This window comes from Sporosarcina sp. Y1004, assembly GCF_057669665.1.
This window is the reverse complement of the sequence record NZ_JBYHFQ010000005.1, coordinates 47,765-65,794: the sequence shown is the minus strand read 5'-3', so window position 1 is coordinate 65,794 and position 18,030 is coordinate 47,765. Positions and strand designations below refer to the sequence as shown.

Annotated in this window: 21 protein-coding genes and 1 riboswitch; of the genes, 16 read left to right on the top strand and 5 right to left on the bottom strand. The window is 39.1% G+C overall.

Annotated features, from left to right (window positions below; translation table 11 throughout):
* Nucleotides 1-51: 51 nt before the first annotated feature.
* Entirely contained in the window at nt 52-1,116 is a 1,065-nt protein-coding gene (gene rlmN, locus AC25Y6_RS05250) for a dual-specificity RNA methyltransferase RlmN (protein WP_482105127.1), read from the top strand.
* Between the two features lie 91 nt (nt 1,117-1,207).
* Here rlmN and AC25Y6_RS05245 read toward each other — a convergent pair whose 3' ends face one another.
* The 3 genes from AC25Y6_RS05245 to AC25Y6_RS05235 all read right to left on the bottom strand — a co-directional run bounded on the left by AC25Y6_RS05245 (nt 1,208) and on the right by AC25Y6_RS05235 (nt 2,421).
* Nucleotides 1,208-1,576, bottom strand: a complete 369-nt coding sequence (locus AC25Y6_RS05245; RefSeq protein ID WP_482099914.1) for a hypothetical protein — start codon at nt 1,574-1,576, stop codon at nt 1,208-1,210.
* A 143-nt stretch (nt 1,577-1,719) separates the two neighbouring features.
* Nucleotides 1,720-2,040, bottom strand: a complete 321-nt coding sequence (locus AC25Y6_RS05240; RefSeq protein ID WP_482105126.1) for a YflT domain-containing protein — start codon at nt 2,038-2,040, stop codon at nt 1,720-1,722.
* An 84-nt stretch (nt 2,041-2,124) separates the two neighbouring features.
* Nucleotides 2,125-2,421, bottom strand: a complete 297-nt coding sequence (locus tag AC25Y6_RS05235) for a hypothetical protein (protein WP_482099912.1) — start codon at nt 2,419-2,421, stop codon at nt 2,125-2,127.
* 229 nt (nt 2,422-2,650) lie between these two features.
* Between AC25Y6_RS05235 and AC25Y6_RS05230 the strand changes: the two genes are divergently transcribed.
* From AC25Y6_RS05230 to AC25Y6_RS05180, 11 genes are all read left to right on the top strand, one after another.
* Nucleotides 2,651-3,298, top strand: a complete 648-nt coding sequence (locus tag AC25Y6_RS05230; protein WP_482105125.1) for a DedA family protein — start codon at nt 2,651-2,653, stop codon at nt 3,296-3,298.
* 374 nt (nt 3,299-3,672) lie between these two features.
* On the top strand, nt 3,673-4,419 hold the full coding sequence (locus AC25Y6_RS05225; protein ID WP_488142255.1) for a FixH family protein: 747 nt from the start codon (nt 3,673-3,675) through the stop codon (nt 4,417-4,419).
* Nucleotides 4,420-4,642: 223 nt separating this feature from the next.
* Entirely contained in the window at nt 4,643-5,104 is a 462-nt protein-coding gene (locus AC25Y6_RS05220; protein ID WP_488142254.1) for an S-ribosylhomocysteine lyase, read from the top strand.
* A 611-nt stretch (nt 5,105-5,715) separates the two neighbouring features.
* The gene (locus AC25Y6_RS05215) at nt 5,716-7,407 is read left to right on the top strand and encodes a methyl-accepting chemotaxis protein (protein WP_488142253.1); all 1,692 of its coding nucleotides are present in this window, start codon (nt 5,716-5,718) and stop codon (nt 7,405-7,407) included.
* A gap of 65 nt (nt 7,408-7,472) precedes the next feature.
* The gene (locus AC25Y6_RS05210) at nt 7,473-7,916 is read left to right on the top strand and encodes an OsmC family protein (protein WP_482099907.1); all 444 of its coding nucleotides are present in this window, start codon (nt 7,473-7,475) and stop codon (nt 7,914-7,916) included.
* 296 nt (nt 7,917-8,212) lie between these two features.
* A riboswitch (FMN riboswitch) is annotated at nt 8,213-8,361 on the top strand.
* A gap of 59 nt (nt 8,362-8,420) precedes the next feature.
* Nucleotides 8,421-9,236, top strand: a complete 816-nt coding sequence (gene ribD, locus AC25Y6_RS05205; RefSeq protein ID WP_488142252.1) for a bifunctional diaminohydroxyphosphoribosylaminopyrimidine deaminase/5-amino-6-(5-phosphoribosylamino)uracil reductase RibD — start codon at nt 8,421-8,423, stop codon at nt 9,234-9,236.
* A 270-nt stretch (nt 9,237-9,506) separates the two neighbouring features.
* On the top strand, nt 9,507-10,160 hold the full coding sequence (gene ribE / locus AC25Y6_RS05200) for a riboflavin synthase (RefSeq protein ID WP_482099905.1): 654 nt from the start codon (nt 9,507-9,509) through the stop codon (nt 10,158-10,160).
* A gap of 12 nt (nt 10,161-10,172) precedes the next feature.
* Entirely contained in the window at nt 10,173-11,366 is a 1,194-nt protein-coding gene (locus AC25Y6_RS05195) for a bifunctional 3,4-dihydroxy-2-butanone-4-phosphate synthase/GTP cyclohydrolase II (RefSeq protein WP_488142251.1), read from the top strand.
* Nucleotides 11,367-11,379: 13 nt separating this feature from the next.
* Nucleotides 11,380-11,844, top strand: a complete 465-nt coding sequence (gene ribH / locus AC25Y6_RS05190) for a 6,7-dimethyl-8-ribityllumazine synthase (protein WP_482099903.1) — start codon at nt 11,380-11,382, stop codon at nt 11,842-11,844.
* 150 nt (nt 11,845-11,994) lie between these two features.
* On the top strand, nt 11,995-12,342 hold the full coding sequence (locus AC25Y6_RS05185; RefSeq protein WP_488142250.1) for an ASCH domain-containing protein: 348 nt from the start codon (nt 11,995-11,997) through the stop codon (nt 12,340-12,342).
* Between the two features lie 8 nt (nt 12,343-12,350).
* The gene (locus AC25Y6_RS05180; protein ID WP_488142249.1) at nt 12,351-12,794 is read left to right on the top strand and encodes a hypothetical protein; all 444 of its coding nucleotides are present in this window, start codon (nt 12,351-12,353) and stop codon (nt 12,792-12,794) included.
* A 116-nt stretch (nt 12,795-12,910) separates the two neighbouring features.
* Here AC25Y6_RS05180 and AC25Y6_RS05175 read toward each other — a convergent pair whose 3' ends face one another.
* Entirely contained in the window at nt 12,911-13,498 is a 588-nt protein-coding gene (locus AC25Y6_RS05175) for a uracil-DNA glycosylase (RefSeq protein ID WP_488142248.1), read from the bottom strand.
* A 142-nt stretch (nt 13,499-13,640) separates the two neighbouring features.
* Between AC25Y6_RS05175 and AC25Y6_RS05170 the strand changes: the two genes are divergently transcribed.
* The 3 genes from AC25Y6_RS05170 to AC25Y6_RS05160 all read left to right on the top strand — a co-directional run bounded on the left by AC25Y6_RS05170 (nt 13,641) and on the right by AC25Y6_RS05160 (nt 16,086).
* Nucleotides 13,641-14,492, top strand: coding sequence for a GNAT family N-acetyltransferase (locus AC25Y6_RS05170; RefSeq protein ID WP_488142247.1), 852 nt, complete (start codon nt 13,641-13,643; stop codon nt 14,490-14,492).
* A 183-nt stretch (nt 14,493-14,675) separates the two neighbouring features.
* A complete protein-coding gene (locus tag AC25Y6_RS05165; protein ID WP_488142246.1) occupies nt 14,676-15,437 on the top strand; it encodes a class I SAM-dependent methyltransferase in 762 nt (253 codons plus the stop codon).
* Between the two features lie 52 nt (nt 15,438-15,489).
* Nucleotides 15,490-16,086, top strand: a complete 597-nt coding sequence (locus tag AC25Y6_RS05160; protein WP_488142245.1) for a hypothetical protein — start codon at nt 15,490-15,492, stop codon at nt 16,084-16,086.
* A gap of 119 nt (nt 16,087-16,205) precedes the next feature.
* Here the strand turns inward: AC25Y6_RS05160 and AC25Y6_RS05155 are convergent, their stop codons facing one another.
* Entirely contained in the window at nt 16,206-16,577 is a 372-nt protein-coding gene (locus AC25Y6_RS05155) for a winged helix-turn-helix transcriptional regulator (RefSeq protein ID WP_482099897.1), read from the bottom strand.
* A gap of 189 nt (nt 16,578-16,766) precedes the next feature.
* Here AC25Y6_RS05155 and AC25Y6_RS05150 point away from each other — a divergent pair, with 189 nt between their 5' ends.
* The gene (locus tag AC25Y6_RS05150; RefSeq protein WP_488142244.1) at nt 16,767-17,966 is read left to right on the top strand and encodes an MFS transporter; all 1,200 of its coding nucleotides are present in this window, start codon (nt 16,767-16,769) and stop codon (nt 17,964-17,966) included.
* Nucleotides 17,967-18,030: the final 64 nt, after the last annotated feature.

Here is an 18,030-nt window from a genome sequence, read left to right as displayed (position 1 = left end):
ATTTCATGTAGTATAATGTTAAGATTGCATTTTTTGAAATGAGGATAATTAATGAAAAACTCGATATATGGTCTTACGATTGATCAACTAACAGAATGGTTACTGGAACAAGGACAGAAAAAATTCCGTGCCGCACAAATTTGGGACTGGTTATATAAAAAACGAGTAACAAATTTTGCAGACATGAAAAATATTAATACAGAATGTATCGAACTGCTTGAAGCAAATTACTACATCCAATCATTGGAACAGACTGTTAAGCAGGAATCAGAAGATGGGACAATCAAATTTCTATTCAAAATGCAAGATGGCAACTTGATTGAAACTGTTTTGATGAAATTCCCTTACGGCCAGTCGGTTTGTGTAACGACACAAGTCGGCTGTAATATCGGTTGTAGCTTCTGTGCAAGCGGATTGCTGAAAAAGAGCCGTGATTTAAGTGCAGGGGAAATTGTTGAGCAAATCATGGAAGTGCAGCATCACCTCGATGCCAAAGCTGAAGAGGAGCGTGTAAGTCATATTGTTGTAATGGGAATCGGCGAACCATTTGATAATTACTCAAATCTGATGGATTTCCTACGTGTTGTCAACGACCAAAAAGGTCTTTCAATTGGTGCGCGTCATATTACCGTTTCAACAAGTGGAAATCCTCAAAAAATCAGAGAATTTGCGAATGAAAATATTCAGATTAACTTAGCAGTTTCACTGCACGCACCAAACAATGAACTTCGAACACGTGTTATGAAAATTAACAAAGCGTTCCCGCTTGAAAAATTGATGGATTCTGTTGATTATTATTTGGAAACAACAAACCGCAGAATTACGTTTGAATATATTATGTTATCAGACGTGAATGATCACATTGCGGAAGCACAACAATTAGCAAAACTGCTTGAAGATAAACGTCACCTGTCATATGTTAACTTGATTCCCTACAACCCGGTTGACGAACATGACCAGTATCGCCGTAGCACACCAGAGGCGATAAAAGCATTTTATGAAACGCTTAAGAGAAAAGGTATAAATTGCGGTGTCCGTCTTGAACAGGGTACAGACATTGATGCGGCATGTGGTCAGTTAAGAAGTAAGCAGATTAAGAAAGAAAAAACTGTCTAATATAGGTAAAAAAAGACACATCCATTAAATTGGATGTGTCTTTTTGATTCCGAAATGGAAAATTCGATGAATCTCGTATTTATGAAATTGATTATTTATTTTTCCGCATTAAAATCACGATGAACTGCACGATAAAGGCTAGTCCCAAACCGAAGGAAGAAATGATGAATAAGGACAGCATTCCAAGTGCGTCGCCCATATTATTGGGGTTTATTAGTAAACTACGGAAAAACTCTACAAAACCGATTACAACAGCAACCATAAATATCCTAAAAGCTATCTTCAAATGGTAAAATAATAGTAAAAAAGAAAATGTACCAATGATTAACCCAAAAATACCGAACGTTAAGTAGTTCGTAAAGAGAAGTGTTTGGCCTAGGATAGTACGTACACCTAATATAAGAAGGACAAAACTCGTAAGTCCAGTAAAAAAACCAATCTTCCACAACTTATTCAACATAAACCGCACCCGCTTTCATTATACATCATATCGAATAATGGGGCTCAAATGCCAATAAAAGCATTGTAAGGCTTAATCATTTTCTAAGCTATGAAAAAATCTCAATCCCCAACGAAGGGAATTGAGATTGGATATTTCTTTAATTATTTCTTTGCAATAAGGATTAGTTTACCTTGATCAAGTTCTTCTTCGGCAGAAGCAGCTTGTTCTTTTGTTAGACCTGCACCTTCCATTTTGCTGCGAAGTTCATCACCACGGGAAGAGAACATATTCTTCATGCTATCCAAGAAACCTTGTTCTTTCATACCGACGGTTTCTGTATCGAGTGCATCAGTAATGTGGTCGCTTCTTTTTTTGTCATGTGCGAAAATATAAATATCATCATGTGTATATCCTTGTGTAACCAACTCATCGATTTCTTTCTTTGCCTGAATGGCGTTTTCAACAGTTTTTTTAATAGTCATTATAAAATCCCTCCATTTTTTTATCTCTATCTTTATATACCTTCAACAGGGGGAAACTAAACAAAATTTTTAAAAAGGGAATGATTACCTCCGTAAATTTTTATACGTCAGAATGAAGTGAGTCGGATTTGTATCGACTTCATAGGAAAAGACACCTTGTGTTGTGTGTAAATAGAAAAAACCGTTTCCACTGGAAAAGGGTTTGTATGACATGTCATGTACATGGTCTAATTTAAAAGTGTGTTGTGCTGTTGAAATCGTATCATTATATAAATGGATTTGGTGAACAGTACGACTTGTTTTTTGGTCGTACCAACCCATAATACGTTCGACTATAATATATGTAAGAGTTGAAACGCTTTGTGTGTCTTTGTCATTCATTGTGATACCTCCAAGCTTTAGTTTGAACATAATATGTAATATCTAAGCATATTGTAACAGAATTGTATTCAAATGATGATAAAAGTAAATTGGGTTATTGTTTAAATTAGCTTGTACCATAACATCTAATTCTATTACACTTAGTGACAATTTCAGTTGAAAGAAGTATGATGAATGAGGTTGTGCCCATCAGTTTATCTGATAAATAAATTTGAAAGCGAGTTTGTGAATGACTATAATTCAAAATCTAATCAACTTCATATTGCATATAGATCAGCACTTGGTTGAAATTATTCAGAACTTCGGTATTTGGTCTTATGCAATTGTATTTTTAATCGTGTTTGTTGAAACAGGTCTTGTGATTTTTCCTTTTTTGCCAGGTGATTCATTATTGTTTGCAAGCGGTGCGCTTGCAGCGATGGACGCATTCAATATCGTCGTTCTACTCAGTGGCTTCTTTATAGCGGCAGTCATTGGCGACACGGTGAATTATCACATAGGTATGAAAGTTGGAATGACAATTAAGCCGGGCAGTTTTATGGGGAAATTAATTAATCAGGATAAGATGAATAAAGCTGAGAATTTCTTTAATAGGCACGGTGGAAAAACAATTGTAATCGCACGTTTTATGCCTTTTGTTCGTACGTTCGTTCCTTTTGTAGCAGGTGCTAGCAGGATGAACTACCGTTATTTCTTAATTTACAATATTATAGGCGCAGCGTTATGGGTAGGGATATGTACAATGGCAGGCTACTTCTTCGGTAATATACCCATTATTAAAGAAAACTTTTCTACTGTTATATTATTAATTATTTTTATATCAGTTTTGCCTGCTATTATTAGTATTGTAAAGAGTCGCTCTCGAAAAAAATACTAACAACGAAACACCTCCTGATTGTAATTTCAGGAGGTGTTTTGGAAATTCAATTTCACAAAAAAAGTTTGGACCCGTGCGAAAAGATCACCAGGTAAGAAGTGCTTTGCGATAGAGTTGCTCTGCCAAATTTAAGTCCTTGAAATTTACCCCATTCATCTTCTTTTCTATAAACATGCGAATCAGTTCCCTCATTTGCTGTTCATCGCTATAATCATAATGGTGGGCGAATTCAAGATAGGAACTTATTTCAATATAATCATTATTTCCAATAGATATGAAAAACCTGTGAAACGTATTATCTCACAATAAGTTCTAACTTATCATTTACTAACATAGCGAACTGCGTTAAGTAAAAAGACAACGGGGGGATTTCAATGAAGAGAAAAATTGCAGTGGTATTGGCTGTACTTGTGTTACTAACAATGGCAGCATGCGGTAAAGAGGATGCTGTGAAAAAAGACGCAGCAGGAATAGCACTACCACTTAAAGTAGACCTTACAGTTACAGAAGAGGTTGAAGTGAATGGAACTGTAGAAATGTCCGCTGTTGTTACACAGGGGGAAGACAAAATAGATGATGCAGATGAAGTTGTATTCGAAATCTGGGAAGAAGGTAAAAAAGACGCTAGTGAAAAAGTTGAATCAACAAACGACGAGAATGGAATATACTCAGCTGAAAAAACATTTAATCATGATGGACTGTTCCATATTCAAGTCCATGTAACAGCGAGAGGCTTGCACACAATGCCCGTGAAAGAAGTTACAGTTGGTGACGGCGGGCATTATGAAAAGGCAGCTGAAGGAGAAGTTGAAAATCACCACGCAGACGGATTTTCGATGGACTTTATGGAACGTGAAAATATAAAGTCGGGCGAGGATAATGAATTCATCGTGAACTTGCAATTTGATGGAGAGCCATTTGAAAAAGCGCGTGTACGTTTTGAAATCTGGGATGACGCTAATCCCGACAAACATGATTGGATAGATGCGGAAGAAAAAGTTGCCGGCGAGTATTCAATAACTTACAAATTCACAGAATCAGGCTCACATAAAATACAAATTCATGTAGAAGACGATAATGAATTACATGAGCACGAAGAACATTCAATTGAAGTTATGTAATAAGTAAGAGTAGGCCTCCCTGACGATGTTAAGGGGGCTTGTTTTTATTTGCAAATTAATTAAGGGGGAAATGACTTTGCATAATTTATTTCCCCCAAGAAGTATTGTGTTATTTCAACTATTCTGATAGCTAATAAATCCTTTTTATGATATAAATAGTAATAACATTTATATTATGTGGTAAACAGATAGGAATTCAATAGATAATGAGAGGAAGATAAAAATGAAAATGAATGTTGAAAGTTTTAACTTAGATCATACAAAAGTTGCGGCACCGTACGTGCGATTAGCAGGCGTTAAGCAAGGGACCCATGGTGATGAAGTGTATAAATACGATATTCGTTTCAAACAACCGAACAAAGAGCATATGAAAATGGATGCCCTTCATTCTATTGAACATATAATGGCTGAAAATATTCGAAACCATTCGGATAATGTTGTCGACCTAAGTCCTATGGGTTGCCAAACAGGTTTTTACTTATCCGTTATCAATCATGATGATTTTGATGACATTTTAATTGTGTTAGAAAAGACATTGGAAGATGTACTCACAGCAACAGAGGTTCCAGCTTGCAATGAAGTGCAGTGTGGTTGGGCTGCAAGCCATAGCCTGGAAGGGGCAAAAGGATTGGCGAAAGAAATGCTTAAGAAAAAAGATGAGTGGCGTCAAGTGTTCGCTGAATAAAGGGTTTTTTTAATATGTAAAAATACGCATCTGACGATGAACTAATGAAAACCAGTAAATAACTTGATCACACACTAGGTACTACTTGTATCTGTGCTTTTGGTTCGCTTTGAATTGAACAAGTTTTATATGCTTATCGAGAGGTCTAAGTAAGTAGGGGATGCGACAAATTCGCATCCCCTACTTACTTTTCCGGTAATCTTATGAAGTTTGTTCATCCGTCGCTCTCCCAAGGAACGCGGCAGGCAATTAGTCACAACAGGATGCCACACTCACCCCTCAGTAAAAGTGTCGTTATAATTCGCCGTAAGCGGGCCGAAAATAGTCCAGTAAAAAAGGTGGTTTTAAAGCCCAGATGTTCCATGCAAGTAATCAACAGATAAATCTTCAATACGTAAATCTTTCAGTGACCTTTTTATCATCACTAACATAAATCCTACAAAAATTACAGAAACTTTACACAACTTTTACAGGGTTTTTACATGCTTGTGAGAAAATTGAGTATAAATTCCTGTGAGGTGCTTGTTGAGATGAGGCGAATGGTACAAGAAAAGGCTGTTTGGAGTAAAAGGATTAAATTTTTAAAAATGGGCTCGTCCCTTTTTAAAAAAGTGAAAAGGAAAGTCTTTTCATTAAGGCTAACAACCATCTCATTTAAATTGCGACTTCTAGGTGTAATTTTAGCTATCTTACTAGTATCTACCATTACGATAGGGTTGACAGCATATGAAAAAATGAAAACCAGCACGATAAATCTTGTATCTTCACACTTGGAACGAGAAGTGACAATTGTCAACGATATGGCGAAGACATTGATGTTAGTGCATGTAGGTAATCAAGAAAACTTTATGAAAGAGCTTGAGGGAGTCATAAAAAGGCAACATGTTTCACTAACGCAAGATGGTTATAATCCAACTATATTTTACGGTAAGGATGATCAACTGATCCCTTTTGCTGTTAATGGAAATTCAACTCTGAAGTTGTCTAATCAAATCGCAGAAAAAATTAGTAAAGAAGGAAAAGGTATTTTACATGAAACGATTCAGGGGAATCCATATACCATTAGCTTTTTCCGTATTCAAGAATTAGGCGGAGAATATGTTATTGTCGTTCCAGACAGCGATTACTTATCTGATACGAGAGAAATGAGTAAGGTAATTTATGTGTCAATCCTACTTGCATTAATCATTGCATTACTAGTCATTACACCAACGATTCACCGAATGACGAAACCAATAACTGTATTACAACAAAAAATGCAAATGGTCAGGGAGGGAGACTTAAGTGTCAACCTATCGATTCAATCAACTACACCCGAATTTCATTCCCTTATAAAAAGTTTCCAGAAGATGATCAACAATATGTCTCAGATGCTAGTGGAAATTAAAAACACCAGTACACAATTAGCGCAGACCGGAAGTCACTTAAATGAGAATTCAAATACACTTCTAACGAAAAACGATTATTTAAAAGTTCAAGTTTCTGAGTTAGAGAAGATTGCATCGGAGACAGTTTCAGTTTCAGTATCTCAGCAACAAGCTTTTCAGCATATGAAAATGCAAATGGGTGTTATGTTCAATAAAATGGACGAAGTATTTCAAGTGGCAACAGTTACGGAGCAAGTCGTAAAAGCTGGAGAGGATTCGACAATCGAAGCTGCTAATAGTATGCATACCTTCTTTGATAGTATGAAAAGCGTCATTCAAACGATTGATGCTTTACAAAAAAAGTTCTTGTCTGTATCACAAGTTGTTACGACAATTGACAAAATTACGAACCAAACACGCATGCTTGCATTAAATGCGAAAATTGAAGCATCAAGAGCTGGAAATGCAGGAGCGGGTTTCATAGTAGTAGCGAACGAGGTACAACGTTTAGCGGAGCAATCTGCCAATGCAACAGAAGAAATAAAAGGAACGATTTCTGAAATGGAACAATCTGTTGGTAATTCTACTGCTTACATAGAAAAAATGAAACAGAAAGCGACGGCTTTTGAGAGCATGACTTATGAAAATAGTAAGAATTTTAAAGAAGCTACAAATCATATTCGACTATTGGATCAAAAGTTGTTCATTATGAAAGAACAATTAGACTTATTGGAAAGCGGCCTACCCTTGTTGGAACAATCTACGCAACAAGTGGGAAATGTTTCAAAGAAAAATAAGAGTAATGCAGTGCTAATGATACAGGCGTTTCAGGAGCAAGTCGAAGCGATGCAAGAAGTTGAGAAAACGGGAGCAGAGCTATCCTTACTTTCAGATAAGCTATTGGAAAATGCCAATCAATTTAATACTACGAATTGAGACTGAAGTGTAAAATAGAATTGTACAGATGATTACAGCAACAAAATATAAGGGGGGCATACACGATGGCAGAACATCACTTTTATTTGAAAGCGGATTGGCCAGGTTTACGAAATGATATCGGAACGATTGATGCTGGGAATTTGAAGACAACAGTGTCAATACCTCCTGAAATGGATGGGCCAGGAGTAGGTACAAACCCTGATGAAATGTTATTAGGAGCAGCCGCCACATGCTATATTATTACGCTCGCTGCGATGATGGAACGCAGCAAGCTTGAAAAGGAAGCGTTGACAATGGAGTCTGTGGGAATTGTCGATGTAACAAACGGTGTCATTACATACAAAAAAATTATACATAAACCCCAAATCGTTTTGAAACTGGATGCGACTGAAAAGGATGAAGCACTTGCTTATAAACTTGCGGAAAAGGCAGAAACATCCTGTATGATTAGCCGGGCGATAAAAGGAAATGTTGAAATTGAATTGAAAGCGAAAGTGGTAAAATAAAATCTCCATTCACAACAGGGGGTGCTGACTTTGGTCCAGAGGCACCACTCGAAGCTTGGATAGCATAAACGTTCAATGCATATCCTGGAAATCCGTTGGTAAATTTGAAGAACTTGGCGTAAGTAGGAAGGTGTCAAAATTTGGTCAAGTTGTTCCGTAATACATTGATATCGATTCGATTGGAGACTTAATAGAATAAGGACAATGATGACTGAGACTCAGTTCCGTTTTGAAACGAACTGAGTTTTTTTGTTTTTTTTATAAAAGTATGTTAACTTTAAATCGGTACGTATAAACAAACTCTTCGGGGCAAGGTGAAATTCCTTACCGACGGTGATCGAGCATAGCTCGTAAGTCCGTGACCCGTCCTTCTTCGTTTAGGAAGGCGGTGGAGCTGGTGAAATTCCGGCACCGACAGTTACAGTCTGGATGGGAGAATTGTTTTGGCTATACGTACTATGCTTGCAAGCTCTGCCCTTTCAAATAGTGAAAGGGGGAATGCAAATGGAACCTCAACATTATATGAGAGTTGCTCTTGAACTGGTGCGGACTGCACAGGGACAAGCCTCGCCGAATCTACTCGTCGGTGCTGTTTGCGCGAAAGACGGTCTGATATTAGGGACCGGTGCACATTTGCGAGCTAGAACACCTCATACAGAAGTGCAGGCACTGACGATGACAGGTTTGAATTCTGTTGGTGCAGATCTATATTTGGCACTAGAACAGTTTTTCCATAGAAGGAAAACACTTTCGTGTACAGATCTACTTAGATCGTCAGGAATTCAACGTTTCTTTGTTGCGTCTTTCCATCCGAATCCTTCCGTAAAAGGAACAGGAGTCGGGCTTCTTAAAGTAGCGGGAATCGAAGTCATCTCCGGCATTTTACAACAAGAGGCAGAGCAGTCAAACCAAGCATTTTTGTATTTCAGCAAATACGGGACACCATACGACACCTTGAAAGCCGCCGCAACTCTTGACGGTAGACTTTCAACGCAGAATGGGGACAGCAAATGGATTACTTCGGCTGCATTACGAACCGTAGTCCATCACCTCCGCAATATCCATGATGCTATTTTGGTTGGCGTACAAACCGTACTTCACAATAACCCTTTCCTCACCACCCGTTTGCCCCATGGTGGAAAGAATCCAATTCGAACTATTTTAGAACGGCATCTCAGGACGCCCAAAACAGCTATTGTCGTAACTGACTGCGCTACAGAAACAATTTTTTTTACACTCGATTCACCAGAGTCGGAACCTGCTTTTTCGAATATCCTCTCGTTTCAATTGAAAGGATCTCAGAAAATGTACCTTTTTTGAATGTAATTTTAAATCGTCTTGTAAAGATTAGAAGCATGAAGATGTTAGTCGAAGGCGACAGCCGTTTCCTTTGCAGTTTCATCACTGAAGGCTTGGCGGATGAACTGTATTTGTAAATGGCACCGAGATTGACTGGCAATAGGCATCTATCTATGTGGACGACACGCAGAACAGGATGGCGGATGAGAATCACTCCGTTTTTTTAATGTGCAATAAATCGGGGACGATATTCGATTGCGTGCCAAGTTCCTGAAGGAGGATTGACTATAATTGTTTACTGGAATTATCGAAGAAATAGGAACAGTTTCAGCGGTCAGACCAGGATCGAATTCAATGCAACTATCAATTCGTTGCGCTAAAGTGCTGAGCGATGTTAAAAAAGGCGACAGTTTGTCAGTGAACGGTGTCTGTTTGACGGTATCGGACTTCTCAAGTAATCATTTTTCTGCCGACGTCATGCCTGAAACAGTCAAGGCGACAACGCTTCATGCATTGCGAACGGGAAGTCCCGTCAATCTAGAGCGTGCAATGGCGGCAGATGGTCGATTCGGTGGACATATCGTCAGCGGACATGTTGATGGCACCGGAGAAGTCGTGTCAGTAAGACAAAAAGAAAATGCCATTTATGTTGAAATCAGTGTCGAGCCTCAATTGTTGAAGTATTTCATCCCGAAAGGTTCAGTAACAGTGGATGGGACTTCGCTTACTGTCTTTGGTGTGACAGAAGAAAGTTTTATCATCTCACTAATTCCGGTTACACAAGATGACTCAATCATCGGTCGGAAAAGACCAGGGGATAAAGTGAACGTAGAATGCGACATGCTTGCAAAATATATTGAACGGCTTATGACTACTACTAACAAAGAGAAATCAACTGGCGGTTTAACAATGGATACACTTGTCGCAAGCGGATTCCTCAGTTAAGGAGGAAAAAAGATGTACACTACCGTAGAAAAAGCAATCGAAGATCTGAAAAAAGGAAAAGCGATAATTGTTGTTGACGACGAGGATCGCGAAAATGAAGGGGACTTTGTTGCGCTTGGTGAATTTGCAACGCCGGAAATGATTAATTTCATGGCGACTGAAGGTCGTGGATTGATTTGCGTGCCGATAGATGAAGAGAAATCCCAACAGCTTGATCTTGGACTTATGACAAATAATAATACCGATGTAAACGGAACAGCTTTCACGATAAGCATCGATCACGCGCAGTGTCACACTGGTATTTCTGCATTTGAACGATCAGAAACCGTGTTGAAGATGCTGGGGAGTGAAGCCAGACCGACTGATTTCACAAGACCCGGTCATATTTTCCCATTGATTGCCAAGGCTGGCGGTGTCTTAAAAAGGTCAGGTCATACAGAAGCGGCGGTCGACCTTGCGAAGCTTGCTGGGTCAGAGCCGGTGGGTGTGATAGTTGAAATTATGAATGTCGATGGAACGATGGCTAGAGGGCCACAGCTAAAAGAAATCGCGGATAAATATGACCTTGTAATTTTAACGATTCAGGAACTGATTGCTTATCGCCGAAAAACTGAAAAACTTGTCGAGCGTATCGTGGATATTGATTTGCCTACGGATTATGGTAATTTCAAAGCAGTCGCTTTTAAAGAAACAGAAACCGGGCATGAACATATTGCTTTGATAAAGGGTGATATTGAAAATGCTGAAAATGTACTAGTCCGCGTTCATTCGGAATGTTTGACAGGCGATGTCTTTGGCTCATGCCGATGTGATTGCGGCCCTCAACTTCAGGCAGCACTCACGCAGATTGAAAAAACCGGAAGAGGCGTCCTGCTGTATATGCGTCAGGAAGTGCGGGGCATCAGTCTTGTCAATAAAATGAAAGCATACAAGCTACAAGAAGAAGGATACGACACGGTTGAGGCTAATGAAAAATTAGGATTCCCGGATGACCTCCGAGATTACGGAATCGGCGCACAAATCCTACGGGAACTCGGTTTAACAACAATTCATCTTTTGACGAACAACCCGCGTAAAATCGCCGGTCTGGGTGGACATGGCTTGGAAGTAACGGAGCGTATTCAAATCGAAATGCCAGTAAAAGAATCAAATAAAGCGTATATGGACACAAAGAAAAGTAAAATGGGCCATATACTAAATAGTTGAGGGGGAAATAATAATGGGAACAATTTATGAAGGACATTTAATTGGAACAGGGCTTAAAATCGGTATCGTCGTTGCTAGATTCAATGATTTCATCACTGGTAAATTATTGAGCGGAGCGGAAGATGCATTGCATCGTCACGGAGTGGATGAAAGTGATATTGCTGTTGCGTGGGTACCGGGTGCTTATGAAATCCCGCTAATCGCGAAGAAAATGGCTGCTTCCGGCAAGTATGATGCTGTTATCACACTTGGCACAGTCATACGCGGATCAACACCGCATTTTGACTTTGTTTGTAATGAAGTTGCTAAAGGAGTCGCAGCCATCAATCTGCAGGAAGGCATCCCAGTCATCTTCGGTGTCTTGACGACGGATACAATTGAACAAGCAATTGAACGGGCAGGAACGAAAGCTGGAAATAAAGGATGGGATTCAGGGAATTCTGCAATTGAGATGGCGAATTTGTTGAAACAGATTTAATTACTGATAAGTGAAGGCTCAGTATCCGGTTACCTGGATACTGGGCCTATTTTGTCTTTATTTTAGTATCGGTGACCAGAAGTCTCGCTAATTTCGCTCGGAATAGTTATGATAGAGGGAGTTGTTATTTTATGAAATGAGGCGATTTACATGAGTGAACAATCAAATGTTAGAATTCCTGAAAAAACATGTTCGATTGAGAGGCTTGTTACGATTCCAAAAGACGTTGAGAAAGTGATAAATGGCGAAAAGACGGCTACACGTCGTAATGGCGTTTATGCAGATCTTGGTGAAATAATGGTACTCGAAGGTAAAGAGTTCAAAGTAGATGCAATATATTCACAGACGCTTGGTGAAATGACGGACGAAAATGCAAAGCAAGAGGGCTACACATCGATGGAGGAATATAAACAATCCATTCTTGCGATGCATGATAAAATGCCATGGATACCGACGATGAGCGTATGGGTGCATGAATACAGCCCCGTGGCGAAATGACGTTCTGAATGAATTCGGGAATCTATGGTGCGATTGTCTTTCTGCACGTTATCAGTGCTGTCCTCGCCATAGGTCCATTATTTATATTAATGCCGATTATTAAGCGATTGCGTGACGTTGAAACTGTAATAGAGGAAACTTATTTATCCGTTATCAACGTCATCATCCGCATCGTCATGCATGCAGGACATTCTCTTGTCTACACCGGTGCCCTCTTATTAATATTTGGACCTTGGCCATGGTATACATCATGGGTAATTTTGACGCTTGCAGTAATGCTTTTATCTGGAGTTTTTCTGGCCAAAGGATTTACAATTGTTTTACGGAAATTTAAAAATCCGGATATTGATAAAAATAAAATACTTAATCGTTTGAATACAACTTCTTGGATATATATTGGTCTTATGCTGATTATGCTTTGGCTCATGGTTCAAAAACCGATGCTTTGGTGAATATGAATGAGAAGTACTCATTATACATAGAAAAGGTCATGCATCTTAGCTGGTGCATGTCTTTTTTGTATTTATAGTGAGTTGGATGAATAGATTATTATTTGAAAGGGTGCCTATTACCGAACTAAATCACCATACCGTTCTGCAACGAACTTCAAGTCCTGTAAAAATAATGAACGTAAGTTAGGTCGACGTCTAACAGCAAGTGGATGGTAAGCGACGGCCGTCTGAAATCCTCGTACATCATGCCAACTACCCCGTAATGACTTCACATCGGCTTCGATATTTTGAAAAAAAGATTGGACCGCCACATTTCCCAAGCAAAGAATTAGACTGGGTTTCTTTTCTGTAAGCTGTTGATCTAAATGTTGCATACAGATTTGACGGGTTACCTCTTTTTCATAGGCGCGCACGGGTTTTCTTTTCAAGATAAAAGTGACATACAAATCATCTAATTTTAAGCCTGCCTCGCTGGCAACTTCTTGTAGAGTTTGCCGTGTCCCGCAAAGAAATTCCTCACCTTCACGGTCCTCACGTGCTCCGGGATTATCGAGAATAATCATAATGGGCGCATTCGGATTACCTTCACCCCAGACCATCCGTGTTCCGTGTTCATATAAACCGCATAACTTACAATCTACAAGCTGATTAGGGGTTGGTTCCTCCGTCAATGCTTTTGGACAAAAGTCAAATATGGTTTTCATCTCCCTTTACTGGTCAGACTCAATCTTTAAAGCTTTCCTCTAATCAATGGATTTCAAACTACGCTACAGTGTGCTGGTCGTTTATGGTAAAATTGGCATAAGATTTCGAAGAAACTAATTACTGTGAATGGAGTTGGTGGGAATGGAATTGAAGCAATTTACAGACGTGAATGAATTCGCATTAAAAGCGGAACCGACTTTATTTAAAGAAGAAGATGTCTACAGTCTTTTTCTAGGGGTGTTGAATGCTATCAAAGCAGGAAGGTATGAAAACCCCTTCATGGCAATAATTGAAGAGGATGGGGAAGTGCTAGCACTATTTCAAATGACACCTCCACATCCTTTAAACCTTGTTTTTACCGATGAAGACAGGTTGGAAGAATGTATGGATTTGTTAATTAGAGAATTAATGGAACTTGGAATCGAAATTAGTTCTATCATTAGTTTGAAACCATGGGCATACTTTTTTGCAAAGAAATGGGAAGCGAAAATAGGTATGACTCATAAATTGTTGATGGATCAAGGAATATACCGACTGGATAACGTAAATGAGTCATTAAAGCACAGCCCGGGTTCCTGGCGTTTTGCAGATAAAGATGACTGTCCGCTAATTGAAAAGTGGTACAACTTGTTTGAAGAAGATGCAGAATTACCATCTTCTGCTGAAGCAGATGTAAAAAAACGAGTTGCATCATTTGTAGAAGAACAGGAAGTGTTTTTGTGGGAGGATGGCGGGAAAGTCGTATCAATGATGAAAAAAGCGCGCCCGACAAATCATGGCGTTACAGTGTCTCTCGTATTTACACCTCGGGAAGAGAGAAAAAAAGGCTATGCCCGGACGATGGTTGCTACTGGAACACAAGAACTTCTTAAAGAATATAAGTTCTGCGTTCTTTATACAGATTTATTGAATCAGACATCGAACAAAATCTACCAGGAAATTGGTTATCAAAAAATTACGAATTCTGTACAGCTTGGTTTTGTAGGGGAATAAATGTGAAATTTAGCACTGCCGTACGAAAGTATCTTATTAAGTTAAAATAAAAATCACCATTTTAATGTGCTATAGGCGATTAGTTCTTAAATATACCGTCACCTATACATTTAAATAGTTGGAGTATTTAAAAATAATTGTATTTGATGGTAAATAAGTGTGGAAGTTGAAAGGAGAAGTAAATTGTTAAGTTATTATAGTAAGTTATCCTCTGAAGTCTATGATTTAGACAAACCTGTAGGGCATTCATTCGGGGATGTGGAATATTATTTAAATAGATTAGATTCTTGCACAGGGCGTATTCTCGAACCCGCCAGCGGTACAGGTCGAATCTTGATACCACTTATGGAAAAAGGATTTAAGGTTGATGGATTTGACAGTTCGGCTGATATGTTAACTATCTGTCGTACCAACTGCGAAAAAAGGAGTCTAACTCCTAACCTTTTCGAAGGAGATATGGAGTCATTTTCATTAAGTCAGAAATATGATGCCATAATTATCCCTGCGGGTACATTTTTGTTACTGCATAAAAGAGAGGAGTCTATTGAAGCGTTGAAAAACTTTCACCATCATCTTACAGATGGTGGAAGGTTAATTGTTGATTTATTTATGCAGTCCGATGTCACGATAGGCAAAGTCTCGACTAGAACTTGGGAATGTGCAAACGGTGATAGTATCACATTGGAAAAAAAAACTGTTGAAATTGACTATATCCATCAGTACTCAATAGCGCATGGGCGATATGAGAAATGGCGTAACGGTACGCTTTTACAAACCGAACTTGAACAATTTCCTTTACGCTGGTATGGAATAGAAGAATTCAAACTAATCTTAGAAGATATAGGGTTTGAAAATATCACAATTTCTTCGGACTATAATTTTGGGGAGTATCCGGTGAACCCAAAACAGGCAATAACGTTTGAAGCTGTGGCTAATAAAGAGTAGATACTATCTTTGTGAAATAAATTGACCATACATTATACGGGGAGTTGACTTTATGTATCGTAAATTCTTTAGGAGGGATCCATCTACCACTCAAAGGGGAAACAAACATCGAGATATCGGATTATTGCTTTCCCTCGCACTTTTTTCATTGCTGATTGCAGCATGTTCGGTAACGGAACCAGAAGACAAAAATAAGGTTGCCATTCAAACTGTACTTGAACATGAATTTACTGCTCCCGACAAGGAATTTACTAGAATTTTTAACGATTTGATAAAACAACAACGCAACAATCCGGATACACCGCCGGATGATACAGAGTTCACCAACTATCTGGAGAAGATATACGGACCGCATTTCACCGAATTAGGATATGACAGACACATTCTAATTTACCCTTTGAATTATCAAGTTGCAGCTGATAACTCAGGCTATCAAATTACTGTCGACAAGATTGATGTGGAACAAAGCGAGGATCGGCCCAGTGATTACGGCTTTACGGTTCATGTAAAGTATAAAAAAGAGGGCGGCAACAAAAAGAAAGCCGAGATAACGGGCCTTGCAGTATTACCCGAGGAAGGTAAAATAGAAGAGATTCGCTATAATCAGGATTATGGTGAGCTTGAAAAAATCATAAAGAGTGATTTTTAACGCACCACAAAGAAGGGCAGAGATGTTATGACAATGAAAATAATGCAGTTGAAAATAACCTCCCCGCAAAGTGGAAAAAGAGATTCCGTGTGAATGGAATCTCTTTTTTATGCAGTCAGTTATCTCAGCTTATCGTTCAAAACGCTATCACCTAGGACAGAAAATTTATCTCCATATACCTTCGTGATATGAACATCACCCCATGCACATAGCGCATCCAAAATGCTCCCTAAACTTAAACCATATTCACTTAGCTCATACTCCACTTTCGGGGGAACCTGGTTGTATGCAATCCGGTTAATAACGCCATCCGCTTCCAGTTCACGCAATTGTTGCGTTAACATTTTTTGCGTAATATCAGGCATGAGTCGTTTCAATTCATTGGTTCGTTTTTTACCATGAGTTAAATGGCAGAGGATCACACATTTCCACTTTCCGCCAATCACTTCTAATGTCGCTTCGACAGATATATTATACTTCTTTTTTGTCATTATAATCCTCCTCTATAGGAACCTAAAAGTACCTATATCACTAATTGGTACCTACAGCACTTTAAAGTGCGTACTTTTCTTTATGACCCTTGTGAATCATACTAACATAAGCGGTGGGTTACACGATATAAATTTTAGCTCTTCGTCGATTTAATCATATAACGTGGGAATAGAAAGGAAAGGAAAAGAATGACTTTAGATAAAAAGAGAAGTATGTTTGCACTGCTTGCCTTAGCTGTCAGTGCATTTGCAATTGGAACAACGGAGTTTATCAGTGTGGGGCTATTGCCGCTGATTTCTCAAGATCTCGATATATCGGTTACAACAGCTGGGCTGACTGTTTCGCTCTATGCACTAGGCGTAATGGTTGGTGCGCCAATTTTAACGTCACTCACTTCTAGAATGCCGCGGAAATCATTACTGCTGTGGATTATGGTAGTCTTTATTATAGGGAACGGCATCGCGGCAAGTGCATCAAGTGTTTCGGTCTTACTGCTTGCCCGTGTCATTTCTGCATTTTCACACGGTGTATTTATGTCGATTGGATCGACGATTGCCGCTGACGTCGTTCCCGAAAATCGCAGAGCAAGCGCAATTTCAATCATGTTTACAGGACTCACAGTTGCTACGATTACAGGAGTTCCATTCGGTACATTTATTGGACAGCAATTTGGTTGGCGCTATGCTTTTGTGGCAATCGTAATTATAGGGATTATAGGGTTAATTGCGAATAGTATTCTTGTACCATCCGATTTACGTCAAAGCAAACCCACATCTATTCGGAACCAAGTCAAGCTCGTGACAAATAGTCGGATATTGCTAGTATTGACGATTACGGCACTTGGGTACGGAGGAACATTTGTCGTATTCACATACTTATCACCGATGCTTCAAACGATAACAGGATTTAAACAAGGAACAATCGTGATGATTTTACTTGTTTATGGAATCGCGATTGCAATCGGTAATATGATAGGCGGAAAACTATCAAATAAAAACCCGATCGGCTCGCTATTCTATATGTTTATTGCCCAGGCAATTGTGCTTATTGTTTTGACGTTTACGGTACCATTTAAGGTCGCAGGTCTTATCACAATAATTTTCATGGGCTTGTTTGCATTTATGAACGTTTCGGGACTTCAAGTGTATGTCGTCATGTTAGCCGAACGTTTTGTGCCAGGTGCAGTAGACATAGCCTCCGCAATGAACATAGCTGCATTTAATGCGGGAATTGCTATAGGTGCCTACGCAGGCGGAGTAGTAACAGATTCAATCGGGCTTATTCATACGGCTTGGATTGGAGGGACAATGGTACTGGTTGCCGCACTATTAACAGGAATCAGCGGAGCGCTGGAAAGGAAAGATCAGCAAAAACTAGGTACATCCTGAATAAGGAAGCAATTTTAGATGAGAAATGATTGCAATATAGTGGTAATTACAACATTGGAGGGAA